The organism is Variovorax sp. V93, assembly GCF_041154485.1.
Lineage (GTDB): Bacteria > Pseudomonadota > Gammaproteobacteria > Burkholderiales > Burkholderiaceae_C > Variovorax > Variovorax beijingensis_A.
The window spans coordinates 3,572,116-3,585,811 of record NZ_AP028669.1 but is presented as its reverse complement, the minus strand read 5'-3'; the positions used below and the strand labels follow the sequence as shown (position 1 = coordinate 3,585,811).

Genomic DNA, 13,696 nt, shown 5'->3' with positions numbered 1-13,696 from the left:
GGAGACACCATGCAAACCAAGCTCAAAATCATCGCTCTCATGCTCGGGGCCGCGGGTCTTGCGAGCCATGCCGTGCAGGCGCAGGAGAAGGTCGTCATCGGCTACATCAGCGACCTGTCGGGCCTGTACGCCGACCTGGAAGGCAAGGGCGGCGCAACGGCCATCCAGATGGCCATCGACGACATGGGCGGCAAGGTGCTCGGCCAGCCGGTGGAGGTGCTGAGCGTCGACCACCAGAACAAGCCCGACATCGCCGCCTCCAAGGCGCGCGAGTGGATCGACACGGCCGGTGCCACGATGATCTTCGCAGGCACCAATTCGGGCGTGGCGCTGGCCACCGCCAAGGTGGCGCAGGAAAAGAAGCGCGTGTTCTTCACCAACGGCGCGGCCACCTCGGCGCTGACCAACGCGCAGTGCAGCCCCTACACCGTGCACTACGCCTACGACACCGTCGCGCTGGCCAAGAGCACCGGCGGCGCGGTGGTCGACACCGGCGGCAAGAGCTGGTTCTTCCTGACGGCCGACTATGCCTTCGGCCATGCGCTCGAAGCCGACACCGCCAAGGTCGTCAAGGCCAAGGGCGGCTCGGTGGTGGGCACGGTGCGCGCGCCGCTCAATGCATCGGACTTCTCCTCCTTCCTGCTGCAGGCGCAGAACTCCAAGGCGCAGGTGCTGGGCCTGGCCAATGCCGGCGGCGACTTCATCAACTCGATGAAGGCATCGAAGGAATTCGGCATCGACAAGTCGATGAAGATCGCAGGCCTGCTGGTGTTCCTCACCGACGTGAAGAGCCTGGGCCTGCCGGCCACGCAGGGCCTGCTGCACACCACCAGCTGGTACTGGGACGCCGACGAAGAGTCGCGCAAGTGGGCCGCGCGCTACGAAGCCAAGACCAAGAACAAGCCGACCGACATCCAGGCCGCCGACTACTCGGCCACCATGGCCTACCTCAAGGCCGTGGAGGCGGTGAAGAGCACCGATGCCGACAAGGTCATGGCCTACCTCAAGAAGACGCCGATCAACGACTTCTACGCCAAGGGCGTGATCCGCGCCGACGGCCGCATGGTGCACGACATGCTGCTGGCCGAGGTCAAGAAGCCGTCCGAATCCAAGGGTCCGTGGGACCTGCTGAAGATCGTCAAGAAGGTGCCGGGCGACCAGGTCTACACGACCAAGGAAGAAAGCACCTGCGCGCTCTGGAAGTAATTGTTGCCTGAGCGGGAGGCTGCCGTACCCGGCGGCCCCCGCGCGAAGCCGCTGCCACCTTTCTGAACCTCGATTCCATACACGATGAATATTTCCATGCCTGCCCTGTTGAGCCAGCTCCTGCTGGGGCTGGTCAACGGGTCGTTCTACGCGATCCTGAGCCTGGGGCTGGCGGTGATCTTCGGGCTGCTCAACGTCATCAACTTCGCGCATGGCGCGCTGTTCATGATGGGGGCGGTGCTGTCGTGGATGGCGATGAACTACTTCAACGTCAACTACTGGGTCATGCTGGTGGCGGCACCGATCATCGTCGGCCTGTTCGGCGTGCTGATCGAGCGGCTGCTGCTGCGCTGGATCTACAAGCTCGACCACCTCTACGGCCTCCTGCTCACGCTCGGCCTCACGCTGCTGATCGAAGGCGGCTTCCGCTCGGTGTACGGCGTCTCCGGCCTGGCCTACAGCACGCCCGAGGCGCTGAGCGGCGGCACCAACCTGGGCTTCATGTTCCTGCCCAACTACCGCGCGTGGGTGGTGGTGGCGTCGCTGGTGGTGTGCTTTGCCACCTGGTATGCGATCGAGAAGACGCGGCTTGGCGCCTACCTGCGCGCCGGCACCGAGAACCCGCGGCTGGTCGAGGCCTTCGGCGTCAACGTGCCGCTGATGGTGACGCTGACCTACGGCTTCGGCGTGGCGCTGGCGGCCTTTGCCGGCGTGCTCGCGGCGCCGGTGATCCAGATCTCGCCGCTGATGGGGCAGAACCTGATCATCATCGTGTTCGCGGTGGTCGTGATCGGCGGCATGGGCTCGATCATGGGCGCCATCCTCACGGGCCTGGGGCTCGGCGTGATCGAGGGGCTGACCAAGGTGTTCTATCCGGAGGCTTCGGCCACCGTGGTGTTCGTGATCATGGTCGTGGTGCTGCTGATCCGCCCGGCCGGCCTGTTCGGCAGCGAGAAGTGAAGTCCATGAAGAAAATATCGCTCGTCGTCTACGGGGTGCTGCTGCTGGCGCTCGTTGCCGCACCCTTCATCGGCTTCTATCCGGTGTTCGTGATGAAGGTGCTGTGCTTCGCGCTCTTCGCGTGCGCCTTCAACCTGCTGCTGGGCTACACCGGCATGCTGTCCTTCGGCCATGCCGCGTTCCTGGGCGGCTCGGCCTATCTCACGGGCCATGCGCTCAAGGTCTGGCACCTCACGCCCGAGCTCGGCCTGATCGCGGGCACGCTGGCCGGTGCGCTGCTCGGGCTGGTGTTCGGCTGGCTGGCGATTCGCCGCCAGGGCATCTATTTCTCGATGATCACGCTGGCGCTCGCGCAGATGATGTACTTCGTCGCGCTGCAGGCGCCGTTCACGGGCGGCGAGGACGGGCTGCAGAGCGTGCCGCGCGGCAAGCTCTTCGGCCTCATCGACCTGCGCGACGACCTCACGATGTACTACGTGGCGCTGGTGATCGTGGTGGCGGCCTTCCTGCTCATTGCGCGCACCGTGCATTCGCCGTTCGGGCAGGTGCTCAAGGGCATCAAGGAGAACGAGCCGCGCGCCATCTCGCTCGGCTACGACGTCAACCGCTTCAAGCTGCTGGCCTTCGTGATCTCGGCCGCGCTGTCGGGCCTGGCCGGCTCGCTGAAGACGCTGGTGCTCGGCTTCGCTTCGCTGAGCGACGTGCACTGGACCGCTTCGGGCCACGTGATCCTGATGACGCTGGTGGGTGGCCTCGGCACGCTGTCGGGCCCGCTGGTGGGCTCGGCGGTGGTGGTGCTGCTGGAAAACAAGGTGGGCGATTTCGGCAGCTTCATGGCGCACCTCACCGGGGTCGACTGGTTCAATACGCTCGGCGAGTCGGTCACCATGGTCACGGGCCTGATCTTCGTGATCTGCGTGCTGGCGTTCCGCAGGGGCATCATGGGCGAGGTCATCGCTTTCCTCGATCGCCGCAAGGGCAGGAAAGCCTGAAACGAAAGAAGGCGGACCCTCCTGTCCGCCTTCTTCGCTTCTGGAGGAGCCGGCCCGTTCAAGGCAGTGCCGTGATGCGGTTGGCCGCGGGCGGCGCCAGCGGGCTGTTCGCCTTGATGTAGGCCTCGAGGGCGTCCACGTCCTGGTCGCCGCCGAGCGTGTCGGTGCCCTGGTTGAAGACCGTGAAGTTGTCGCCGCCGGTGGCCAGGAAGCTGTTCATCGTCACGCGGTAGCTCGCGCCGTCGCTCATCGCGGTTCCGTTGAGCGCCATGTTGCTGATGCGCGAGCCCGCGGGCGCCGAGAGGCTGTAGCTGTAGCTCAGGCTGCGCGAAGGCAGCAGCACCCGCGGCGAAGCGACCGTGTTGCTGCCGCTGTTGAACTGCTGCTCGAGCACGGCCTTGATCTGCGCGCCGGTCATCGTTTTCACCACCAGGCTGTTGCCGAAGGGCTGCACGCTGAAGATCTGGCCATAGGTCACGCTGCCGTCGCCGGCCGGCACGAGATCGGCACGCACGCCGCCCGGGTTCATGAACGCGATCTGCGCGCCGCCCTTGTTGCTGGCGCTGGTCGCGGCGAGCTGCGCATCGGCGATCAGGTTGCCCAGCACGCTTTCGCGCGAGGTCGTCTGCGTGCGCGTGGCCGGGCCGGAGAGCGTGCCCACCACCCGCTGCACCAGCGGCGCCGCGACCGACAGGTACTGGCTGACGAGCGCGGCCACTTCCTGGTTCTTGCCGAACACCGGGTACTGATCGGTCACGGCCACCGTGTTCGCGCCGCTGATGTAGGCCTCGCCCTGGACGATCACGTTGTCGGCCGACTTGGCCGTGACCTTGCGGGTGCGCGTGTCGATCGTCAGGTTGATGTCGGTCAGCAGGGTGCCGTACTGGCCGGCGCTGGTGAGCAGGAAGGGCTTGGCCGGATTGGTCTTGCCGTAGTCGCAGACGTAGGAGCGGTGCGTGTGGCCCGAGATCACCACGTCGACCGAGGCGTCGAGCTTGTCTAGGATCGGCAGGATGTCGCCGCTCAGGCCGGCGCAGCTCTTGTCGTTGTAGCCCACCGTGGTCGTGCCGCCTTCGTGGACCACGACCACGATGGCGTCCGCGCCCTGGGCCTTCAGCTGGGGGATCAGCGCATTGGCCGTATCCGCCTCGTCCTTGAAGCTCAGGCCCGCGACGCCGGCCGGCGTCACGATGCTGGGCGTGCCCTTGAGCGTCATGCCGATGAATGCCACCTTCACCGTGGCGCCGTCCTTGGTGAAGCTCTTCATGCCCGTGGCGGGAAACAGCGTGGTGCCGTCGGTCTTCACGGTGTTGGCCGCCAGGAAGCCGAAGTTGGCACCCGGGAAGGCCTTGTTCACGCGGCAGGGCTCCAGCGGCGTGTTCTTGGCGCAGCCGCCATTCTTCATGCGCAGCAGTTCGGTCTGGCCCTTGTCGAATTCGTGGTTGCCGACCGCGTTGAAGTCGATCTTCATCGCGTTCACGGCTTCGATGGTGGGCTCGTCGAGGAACAGCGCCGAGACCAGCGGCGAGGCGCCGATCATGTCGCCGGCCGAGACCACGGCATTGTTCTCGTTCTTCGCCTTGAGCGACGCGATGGCCGAAGCGAGGTACGCGGCGCCGCCCGCGGGCACCGCGACCGTGCCGCCCTGCCTGGCCGGCGCGGTGATGGAAAGCCGGGGCGGCTCGAGGTTGCCGTGCAGGTCGTTGAAGGCAATGAGCTTCACGTCCATGCTGCCGGGCGTGGCGGGAGCCGGCGCCGGGGAGGGCGCCGGTGCTGGTGCGGGCGGCGGAATGAAGGGAATGAACCCGTTCGAATTGCTGCTGCTTCCGCCGCATGCGGACAAGGTGGCCAGGACCACCCCCGCCATGGCGAGATGTTTCAACGATGCGTGCATGAGCCTCTCCTCTTTGGATGGAATGCAGCGCATGCTGGGCATGGCAGATGACGTCGCCATGACCGCCCCGCGCAGGAAGAGTGATCAGGGCAGCGGAACCACGCGAATGGCCACACCGGGGCCGAAGGTGCGCCGCAGCAGTTCGCTGGCCTGGGCGCTCTGCGCATCGCCAGGCGACTGCACGGCCAGCCATCCCTCGGTGGCTCGTCGCTGCAGGTGCCAGCCCTCCTGCCCGATGCGGATCAGGCTGGCGAGCGAAGCGGCGTCCGCGATGGGCGGCGCCGTGGGCACGATGTCGAGCCAGTCCACCACCTGGTCGGCTTCGCCGCCGAGCCGCGCGGCCGCGCCGTCCACCAGCGCGCGCTGCGTGGCCGCATCCCTGACAGTGCCTTGCAGGATGATGCCGTTGCCGTGCCAGCGGATTTCAAGCGCTGCGGTCGTTGCCGCTGGGGCAGGCCGCGCCGCTGCGAACACCCACGCGGCGCCCGCGGCGGCCAGCAGCACCGTCAGCAGCGCGACGAGCCGGGATCGTCTGTTCATTCAAGCCTTGTTGGCGCACGACCATCGTGCAAACGTCGAATGCCGAGTTCAGGGGCCCCGCATGACGGCGTGATGACAGACAGGGCGGCGCGGCCTCAGAGCCGCAAGGGTGCGGCGTAGCCGGTCATCTCCAGGTAGCCGCGGCCGACGCGGCGGCCTTGCGCATCGACGAGGTCACTCAGGCCTTCCCAGTACACACCGCCGGTGGAGCCGCGGCTGTCGAGCTCCTGGTCGTCGAGCAGCGCGCGCACGTTGAAGCTGCCCGATGGGGTCTGCACGTGCCACTGGGTCGGGTACCTTGCCTGTGTGCGCGGGCTGGTCCACGTGTTCGCACCGTCGAAGCTCACCTCGTCGTGGCCGAAAACGCGCAGCGTGCCATCGCGGGTGCGGAACGATCCGCCGGCCCACAGCGCACTGCCGTCGCGGCGCCGCAGGCGAAAGGCGGTGAGGGCGCTGCCGTCGTCCAGATTCATGCCGATCCAGTCCCAGCCCACGGCCTCGGGATGCATCAGCGCCTCGCTCCATTCATGGTCGAGCCAGGCGGTGCCATCGACGTCGAAGGCCTGGCCCTTGAGCGCCAGCCTGCCTTGTGTCTTGAGCTGCGGCTCGCTGTAGTAGTAGCTCGCCTGCGCCTCTTCGGGGCCCTTGCGCGAGAGCCCGGCCTTGCCTTGCAGCAGCACCGGCTGCGTAGGCGTGAATCGCAGGTCGAGCGAGAACTCGCCGGCCGGGACGCGCGCCGAATAGACGCCATCTTCCTTGCGCACCAGTGACCAGTCGCGCAGGCGCACGTCGGTGTCGGCTTCGCCGGCCGAAGCAATGCCGAAGCCCGCGCGCGCAATGCGCTGGTCATGCAGCAGCACGCGGCCTTCGAGGTCGGTGACGGCCGCATGTGCGAACACGAGGTGCCTGGCCGCGAAGGCCGAGCGCAGACTTTGCGTTGCCTCGACGCGCGAGCGGAAGAAGGTCACCTGGAAGCCGAATCCGCGTCCCACCGGGGTCTTCGCGTGGCCCGTGATGTACCACCACTCGGTCTGCAGATCGGGGTGGCTGCCGAAGTCGCGCGGGAACTGCAGCGTGCGCGCGGGCAGCGCCCAGCCTGCGGGCGCAGCGGCCAGCGCCGCGAGCAGCAGGCTGCGCCTGGAGAGATTGGCGAAGGCAGGCGGCGGCATCACCCCGCGACCAGTGCGTCGATGCGCTGCTGCGCCGGGCCGATGTCGCCGAACGCGTTCTGCACCCAGGCCGCATCGTGATAGCTCGGCAGGTAGCGCTCGCCCGCATCGCACAGCAGCGAAAGGATGGAGCCTTGCCGGCCGGCCGCGCGCATCTCGCCTGCAATGGCCAGCATGCCGACGAAGTTGGTGCCGGTCGACGGGCCCACCTTGCGGCCGAGCAATGCCGAGAGCGCATGCATCGCGGCCACCGAATCGAGATTGGGCACCTCGATCATGCGGTCGACCAGCGAGCGGATGAAGCTCGGCTCCACGCGCGGCCGGCCGATGCCTTCGATGCGCGAGCCTGCCGCCGTCAGCGTGGCATCGCCGGTGCGGTGGTAGGCCGAGAACACCGAGCCTTCGGGATCGGGCACGCACACCTGCGTGTCGTGGCAGCGGTAGCGCACATAGCGCCCGATGGTGGCGCTGGTGCCGCCGGTGCCCGCCCCCACCACGATCCAGGCCGGCACCGGATGCCGCTCGCGCGCCATCTGCTGGAACATGCTTTCGGCGATGTTGTTGTTGCCGCGCCAGTCGGTGGCGCGTTCGGCATAGGTGAACTGGTCCATGTAGTGGCCGCCGGTCTGCTCGGCGAGCGCGTGCGCTTCCTCGTAGACCTGCGCCGCATGGTCGACGAAGTGGCAGCGCGCGCCATAGAAGGCGATCTGCGCCACCTTCTCGGGCGAGGTGCTGCGCGGCATCACGGCGATGAAGGGCAGGCCCAGCAGCCGCGCGAAATAGGCTTCGCTGACCGCCGTCGAGCCGCTCGAGGCCTCGACGATGGTGGTGCCCTCGCGCACCCAGCCGTTGCACAGCGCATAGAGGAAGAGCGAACGCGCGAGCCGGTGCTTGAGGCTGCCGGTGGGATGGGTCGACTCGTCCTTCAGGTAGAGGTCGATGCCGACCGCGGCAAGCGCGGGCAGCGGCAGCGGGATCAGGTGCGTGTCGGCGCTGCGCTGGTAGTCAGCCTCGATGCGGCGGATCGCGCCGCCAAGCCAGCCGCCGCAGGAGGAAGAGAAGGGTGTTTGCTGCATGTAGGAGGAAGTCTACAAGTCATCCCTCGCAGCACCCAGCGAACGTGCAAATCGGGATACTGTGCGCTGCCAAATTCCACCCGGCAGGAGACAAGACGCATGAGAACAATACACCTGCGCCCCACGTCGCGGCGCTCGTTAGGTCAAAGGCATTCCATTGGCGCCACAGCGCTCGCGGCCCTCGTGCTCACGGGCTGTGCATCGGGGCCTCCGGGTGTGCAGACGCCACCGCGCGCGCCGTCGTCCTTCGCGGTGCCCGGCCTGGAGAAGCCGGCCGAGGTGCTGGTCGACCGCTGGGGCGTACCGCATCTCTATGCCGGCACGCTCTACGACGCCTTCGTTGCGCAGGGCTTCATTGCCGCGCGCGACCGGCTCTGGCAGATGGACCTCTGGCGCAAGCGCGGCCTCGGCGAAATGGCCAGGGACTTCGGCCCCGCCTGGGTCGAGAGCGACCGCGCCGCGCGCGCCGTGCTCTACCGCGGCGACATGTACCGCGAATGGCTGGCCTACGGCTCCGATGCCAAGCGCGTGGCCGAGGCCTTCACGGCCGGCGTCAACGCCTATGTGGCGCAGGTGCGCGCGCAGCCGGCGCTGCTGCCGAAGGAATTCGCGCTGCTGGGCTACCAGCCGTCGCTCTGGTCGGCCGAGGACGTGGTGCGCATTCGCCATCACGGCCTCACGCTCAACTTCACGTCCGAGATCGACCGCGCGCGCGCCTTCTGTGCCGGCGGCCAGGGCATCAAGGCCGACTGGCTGCGCCGCGAGCTCGATCCGCCGATCACGCCCAAGGTGCCCGTGGGGCTCGACCCCTGCACCCTTCCGGCGGCCGAGTTGCGCGCGGCCTACCTGCGCGCCACGGAGCCGCCGCGCTTCACCAAGGACAACACGCGGCTGGCCGGCACCGCGACCGCATCCGCGCTCCTGCCGCCCGGCAGCGCCGAAGCCGCGGCACGCAGCGCCGAAGAGGAGCAAGAGCGGCAGCAGGCTCTGCAAGGCGATCCGACGGCCGCCTATGGCAGCAACAACTGGGTCATCGCGCCGAGGCTCACGGCCACCGGGCGCCCGATCCTCGCCAACGATCCGCACCGCGCCCACGGTGTCCCGAGCCTGCGCTACATGGCGCATCTCAGCGCGCCCGGCATGGACGCCATCGGCGCCGGCGAGCCCTTCCTGCCGGGCCTTTCGATCGGCCACAACGGCACTATCGCCTTCGGCCTCACGCGCTTCTACATGGACCAGGAAGACCTGTACGTCTACCAGCTGAATCCGCGGAACCCCAACGAATACCGCTACCAGGGCCGATGGGAGCCGATGACGCGCGTCACCGAGCGCATCGCGGTGCGCGGCGAGAGCGCGCCGCGCGAGGTGGTGAACACCTTCACGCGCCACGGCCCGGTGCTGCTGTCCGAGCCCGGCAAGCGGCGTGCCTTCGCGCTGCGCGCCGCATGGCTCGAGCCCGGCATGGCGCCGTACTTCGGTTCGATGGACTACATGCGCGCGCAGAACTGGGACCAGTTCCGCGCCGCCATGAACCGCTGGGGTGCGCCCGGCGAGAACCAGGTCTATGCCGACCGCCATGGCAACGTCGGCTGGATACCTGGCGGCCTCACGCCGATCCGCCCCAACTGGGACGGCCTGATGCCGGTGCCGGGCGATGGCCGCTACGAGTGGTCGGGCTTTCGCAACGGCGACGAACTGCCCTCGGAGTTCAACCCCGCGCGCGGCTATGTCGTGACCGCGAACGAGAACAACATTCCGCCCGATCATCCGGCGGCGAAGAAGGGCATCGGCTACGAATGGAGCGACGGTGCGCGTGCGCGCCGGCTCAAGGAACTGTTCGAGAAGAAAGCGGCCTCGGGCTCGCGCTTCACGCTCGAGGATTCGGAGCGCATGCAGAACGACATCGTTGCCACGCCGGCCCAGCGGCTGCTCAAGCTGCTGGCTGGCCTGCGCGGCGACGATGCGCGCACGGCTGCCGGGCTGCGGCTGCTGCAAGGCTGGGACGGCACCATGGACCGCGACAGCGCCGCCGCTGCGCTGTACGAGGTGTGGAGCGCCAAGACGCTGCGCGCGGCAGTGCTCAAGGCCGGTGCGGGCGAAGCCGCGGCCTCGCTGGCTGCGCCGGGGGACAACACGCGCATGGTGCTGCTGCTGGAGAACCCTTTCGGATGGGTCAGCGATGCGCAGCGCGATGCGCTCCTGCTGGAAACCCTGCCGCCCGCGATGCAGGAACTCACGGCCAAGCTCGGGCCCGACATGTCGGCGTGGAAGTGGGGCGCGCTGCACCGCGCGGAGTTCCGCCATCCGCTCGGCGGCGTGGTCGACGCGGCCACGCGCAAGAAGCTGGAAGTCGGCGACTGGCCGATGTCGGGTTCGGCTTTCACGCCCATGGCGGCGAGCTACCGCGCGAATGACTACAAGCTCGCGTCGGGGGCTTCGTTCCGGATGGTGCTGGATGTGGGGAATTGGGATGCCTCGCGGGCGATCAATACGCCGGGGCAGTCGGGGGATTCCGACAGTCCGCACTATCGGGATCTGGCGCCGCTCTGGCTTGAGGGGAAGTATGTGCCGCTGGTGTACAGCCGCTCTGCGGTGGAGAGGGAGACTGTGGAGCGGATTCGGTTGGTGCCTTCTTTGCAGTGAGTTTTTTTGGGTTCTGGAGCCGGGTCTCGCCCCGGCGGGCGACCTACTTTTCTTTGCTTCGCCAAAGAAACGTAGGCAAAAGAAAGGCGACCCCACTGTCTGCGACCCTTCGCTTCGCTACGGGCAACCTGCGGTGCTCGGGTTTCGCGGGGTCTCGCAGAACTCGCTTCGCTCAAACAGCTGCGAGCCCTGATCCGCGAAACCCTGCGCTCCTCGGCGCAGCCAGAGGGGAGGGCAAACCGAACGGGCCTTTGCTTCGCTCGGCCACCAAGCCACCGCAGGCGCGCAGCGCCTGCGGTGGTTGGGCTGTTGGTATTGGCTGTTGGTGTTGGTCTTGGGGCCGAGCGAAGCGAAGGCCGCCCGCTCCCACCCCTTCTGTATGCGCCGAGGAGCGCAGATGGAGGCGGGATCAGGGCCGCAGCTGTTTGAGCGAAGCGAGTTCTGCGGACCCCCGCCGGAGTCGAGCACCGCAGGTTGCCCGCAGCGAAGCGGAGGGACGCAGACAGTAGGGGTCGCCTTTCTTTGCTTACTTTCTTTTGGCGAAGCAAAAGAAAGTGAGTCGCCCGCCGGGGCGAGTCCCGGCCCCGGAACTCTACCAATCTTCCTTCACAGCAAGAACAACATCCCTCCCCGCAGCAGCCCGCCCCGCCAGCCATGCAGTCACCGTCCCCGCCGCAACCACGGCAGCGCAAAGCACCAGCAGCCGCCCCCAGGGCACCAGCAAGTCCATCGTCCAGTGAAAGCTCTGCGGATTGACCACCTTCACCAGCACCACAGACACCGCGAGCCCGAGCAGGAGTCCCGCCACGGCGCCGATCGCGGTCCACGCCGCGCCTTCGCCCGCCACCACCGCCAGCACCTGCCGCCGCGTGAAGCCCAGGTGCGCGAGCAGCCCGAACTCCTTGCGCCGGGCCAGCACCTGCGCGCTGAAGCTCGCGGCAATGCCGAACAGGCCGATGGCAATGGCCACGGCCTGCAGCCAGTAGGTCACCGCAAAGCTGCGGTCGAAGATGCGCAGCGAGGTGGCGCGGATCTGTCCGACCGACGAGATCTCGACGTTCGTGGTCGAATCGGAACCGCCGCCGCGTGCCGCCAGATCGCGCACCGCCGCCTGCACCGCGCCCTCGGACGCGCCGGGCGCGAGCCACAGCGACACATCGCTCACGTTGCGTTCGCCCGTCAGGTGCTCGAAGTCGCGCGCGTCCATCGTGATGGCGCCGAACTGCCGCGCATAGTCGCGCCACACGCCCGCGACGAAGAAGGCCGCCGGAGCGGAGCCCGCGGTGGCCAATGCCGGCGACAGCGGTGCGAAGAGCGAACCCGGCTTCGCGCCATACAACTCGACCATCGGTTCACTCACGTAGATGCCGACCTGGCCGGCGGGCACCGGCAGCGCGGGGCCCACCAGCGGCAGCGCCTGCGATGCGCCGCCTTCGAGACTTCGCGCGATCAGCGTGACCGCGGGCTGCGCGGGGTCGAGCTGCAGCGAGCGGGTTCGCAGCGTGCCGATGCGCTCCACACCGGGCAGTTGCGCCAGCGCCTGCACGAAGGCCGGCGCAAAGGTGGCCGTGTCGCTGCTGCTCTGGGTGCCCGAATTGCCGGAGCGGCCGCTCGAGGTGGCGCGAACATAGAGGTCGGCCGGCAGCACCACGTCGAGCCAATGCGTGACCGAATCTCGAAAGCTCGCCACCATCACCGTGAGCGCCACCGCGAGGCTCAGGCTCGCGACCACGCCGCTCACCGCCACGGCCGCGGTGCCGCGCATGCGCCGTGCGCGCTCGATGGCCAGCATCGGCAGCACGCGCTGCGCGAACGCAGGCGCAATGCGGTCATACAGCAGTGCAATGAGCCAGGGCAGGGCGGTGATGCCGCCCACCAGCAGGCAGCCCACCGAGAGGTACGCCGCAACCGGAATGCCGCCGACAGCCGGCATGTTGGCCAGCGCCGCGCTGGCGGCAATGAGGCCGAGCGCCAGCCAGTGGCTGTGGCCCTGCACGGGCGCGGCGCCCAGGCCCTTGAGCGTTTGCGCTTCAGGCAGCGCCTGCGCCGCGCGTGCGGGCCACCAGCCGCCCACCAGCGCCGCAAGCACGCCAAGCGCGCCATACAGCAGCGCCGAGCCGCTGCTCCAGTGCAGCGTGGGCGCCACGCCCTCGAAGTACCCGCCACCCAGGTCGCCGCCGAGCACGCGCAATGCGAAGGCTGCGAGCGCCGTGCCCAGCGCGAGGCCGGCGCCGCTTCCGATCAGGCCCAGCACCAGCGATTCGACCAGCACCAGGCGCAATCGCTCGCGCGGCGTCAGGCCCAGCACGCCGAGCAGCGCGAACTGCTGCGCGCGCTTGGCGACGCTGAGCGCCAGCACCGAGAACACCAGGAAGGCCCCGGTGAAAAGCGCCACCAGCGCGAGCACCGTCAGGTTGACGCGGTAGGCGCGCGAGAGATTGCTCACGCGCTCGGCCGCATCGCCGGGCTCGGCAAACTGCAGGCCGGCGGGCCAGCCCGGCGAACGCTGCAGCGATGCGGTGAAGGCCGCGCGATCGGTGCCGGGAGCAAGCTTCAGGTCGACGCGGCTGAGCTGGCCGAGCTTGTCGAACAGGTCCTGCGCCGCCGCGATGTCCAGCACCGCCAGCGCCGCGCCGCCGGCGGCGACGTGGCCCGCCACCTCGAGCCGCTGCCAGGCGCCGCCGCCGCTGCGCAGCTGCACCGTCTCCACGCGGCCTTGCGCCGCTTCGGCCGGAAGCCCGAGCGCGTTGCGTGCCGCGGCGTTGAGAAACACATGGCCGGGCGCGAGCATCGCGAAGCGCGCGGCGTCCCTGCCGGGCTGCGGCATCAGGGCCGGCGCGATGGTGGGCAGCGCCAGCGCATCGATGCCGATCACGCGCATCGGCAGCTGGCGTTCGCCGGCCAGCGCCAGCCCCTGGAACTCGAGCACCGGACTCGCGAGCGCCACCTGCGGATGCTGCGCGAGCCGCGCGAACACCGCCTCGTCGAAGCTGCCCTGCACGGCGCGCACCTCGAGATCGGGCTGGCCGTTGACCGAGCGCACCGCGCTCGAGAATTCGTCGAGCGCCGAGGCATTGATCAGCTGCACCGAGAACGCGAGCGCCACGCCCAGCATCACGGCCAGCACGGCCGCGGCGTTGCGCCAGGGATGGTGGCGCAGTTCCTGCCATGAGAAGGTGGAGAGCAAGGCACGCATGCCGCGATTGTGGCCGGCGC

The 13,696-nt window shown here is 68.5% G+C and carries 9 protein-coding genes; 4 read left to right on the top strand and 5 right to left on the bottom strand.

Annotation, left to right across the window (positions count from 1 at the left end; translation table 11 throughout):
- Nucleotides 1-9 precede the first annotated feature (9 nt).
- The 3 genes from ACAM54_RS16995 (at nucleotide 10) to ACAM54_RS16985 (ending at nucleotide 3,158) form a co-directional block, all read left to right on the top strand.
- Nucleotides 10-1,206, top strand: a complete 1,197-nt coding sequence (locus ACAM54_RS16995; protein WP_307698759.1) for an ABC transporter substrate-binding protein — start codon at nucleotides 10-12, stop codon at nucleotides 1,204-1,206.
- Between the two features lie 84 nt (nucleotides 1,207-1,290).
- Nucleotides 1,291-2,166 carry a branched-chain amino acid ABC transporter permease gene (locus ACAM54_RS16990; RefSeq protein ID WP_145747572.1) on the top strand — a complete coding sequence of 292 codons (876 nt, stop codon included), beginning with the start codon at nucleotides 1,291-1,293 and terminating at the stop codon, nucleotides 2,164-2,166.
- 5 nt (nucleotides 2,167-2,171) lie between these two features.
- Nucleotides 2,172-3,158, top strand: a complete 987-nt coding sequence (locus tag ACAM54_RS16985) for a branched-chain amino acid ABC transporter permease (protein WP_145747573.1) — start codon at nucleotides 2,172-2,174, stop codon at nucleotides 3,156-3,158.
- 58 nt (nucleotides 3,159-3,216) lie between these two features.
- Here the strand turns inward: ACAM54_RS16985 and ACAM54_RS16980 are convergent, their stop codons facing one another.
- The 4 genes from ACAM54_RS16980 to ACAM54_RS16965 form a co-directional block, all read right to left on the bottom strand.
- Complete coding sequence (locus tag ACAM54_RS16980) at nucleotides 3,217-5,052, bottom strand: bifunctional UDP-sugar hydrolase/5'-nucleotidase (protein WP_369648343.1); 1,836 nt, start codon at nucleotides 5,050-5,052, stop codon at nucleotides 3,217-3,219.
- Nucleotides 5,053-5,136: 84 nt separating this feature from the next.
- Nucleotides 5,137-5,592 carry a hypothetical protein gene (locus tag ACAM54_RS16975; RefSeq protein WP_369648342.1) on the bottom strand — a complete coding sequence of 152 codons (456 nt, stop codon included), beginning with the start codon at nucleotides 5,590-5,592 and terminating at the stop codon, nucleotides 5,137-5,139.
- A 95-nt stretch (nucleotides 5,593-5,687) separates the two neighbouring features.
- Nucleotides 5,688-6,761: a lipocalin-like domain-containing protein gene (locus tag ACAM54_RS16970; protein ID WP_369648341.1), complete on the bottom strand. Its 1,074-nt coding sequence runs from the start codon at nucleotides 6,759-6,761 to the stop codon at nucleotides 5,688-5,690.
- Nucleotides 6,761-7,837, bottom strand: a complete 1,077-nt coding sequence (locus tag ACAM54_RS16965) for a PLP-dependent cysteine synthase family protein (protein WP_369648340.1) — start codon at nucleotides 7,835-7,837, stop codon at nucleotides 6,761-6,763. Before ACAM54_RS16965 ends, ACAM54_RS16970 begins: the two co-directional genes overlap by 1 nt.
- A gap of 99 nt (nucleotides 7,838-7,936) precedes the next feature.
- Between ACAM54_RS16965 and ACAM54_RS16960 the strand changes: the two genes are divergently transcribed.
- Nucleotides 7,937-10,480, top strand: coding sequence for a penicillin acylase family protein (locus ACAM54_RS16960; protein ID WP_369648339.1), 2,544 nt, complete (start codon nucleotides 7,937-7,939; stop codon nucleotides 10,478-10,480).
- A 592-nt stretch (nucleotides 10,481-11,072) separates the two neighbouring features.
- On the opposite strand, the gene ACAM54_RS16955 is transcribed toward ACAM54_RS16960, so the two are convergent.
- On the bottom strand, nucleotides 11,073-13,676 hold the full coding sequence (locus tag ACAM54_RS16955; protein WP_369648338.1) for an FtsX-like permease family protein: 2,604 nt from the start codon (nucleotides 13,674-13,676) through the stop codon (nucleotides 11,073-11,075).
- Nucleotides 13,677-13,696 lie beyond the last annotated feature (20 nt).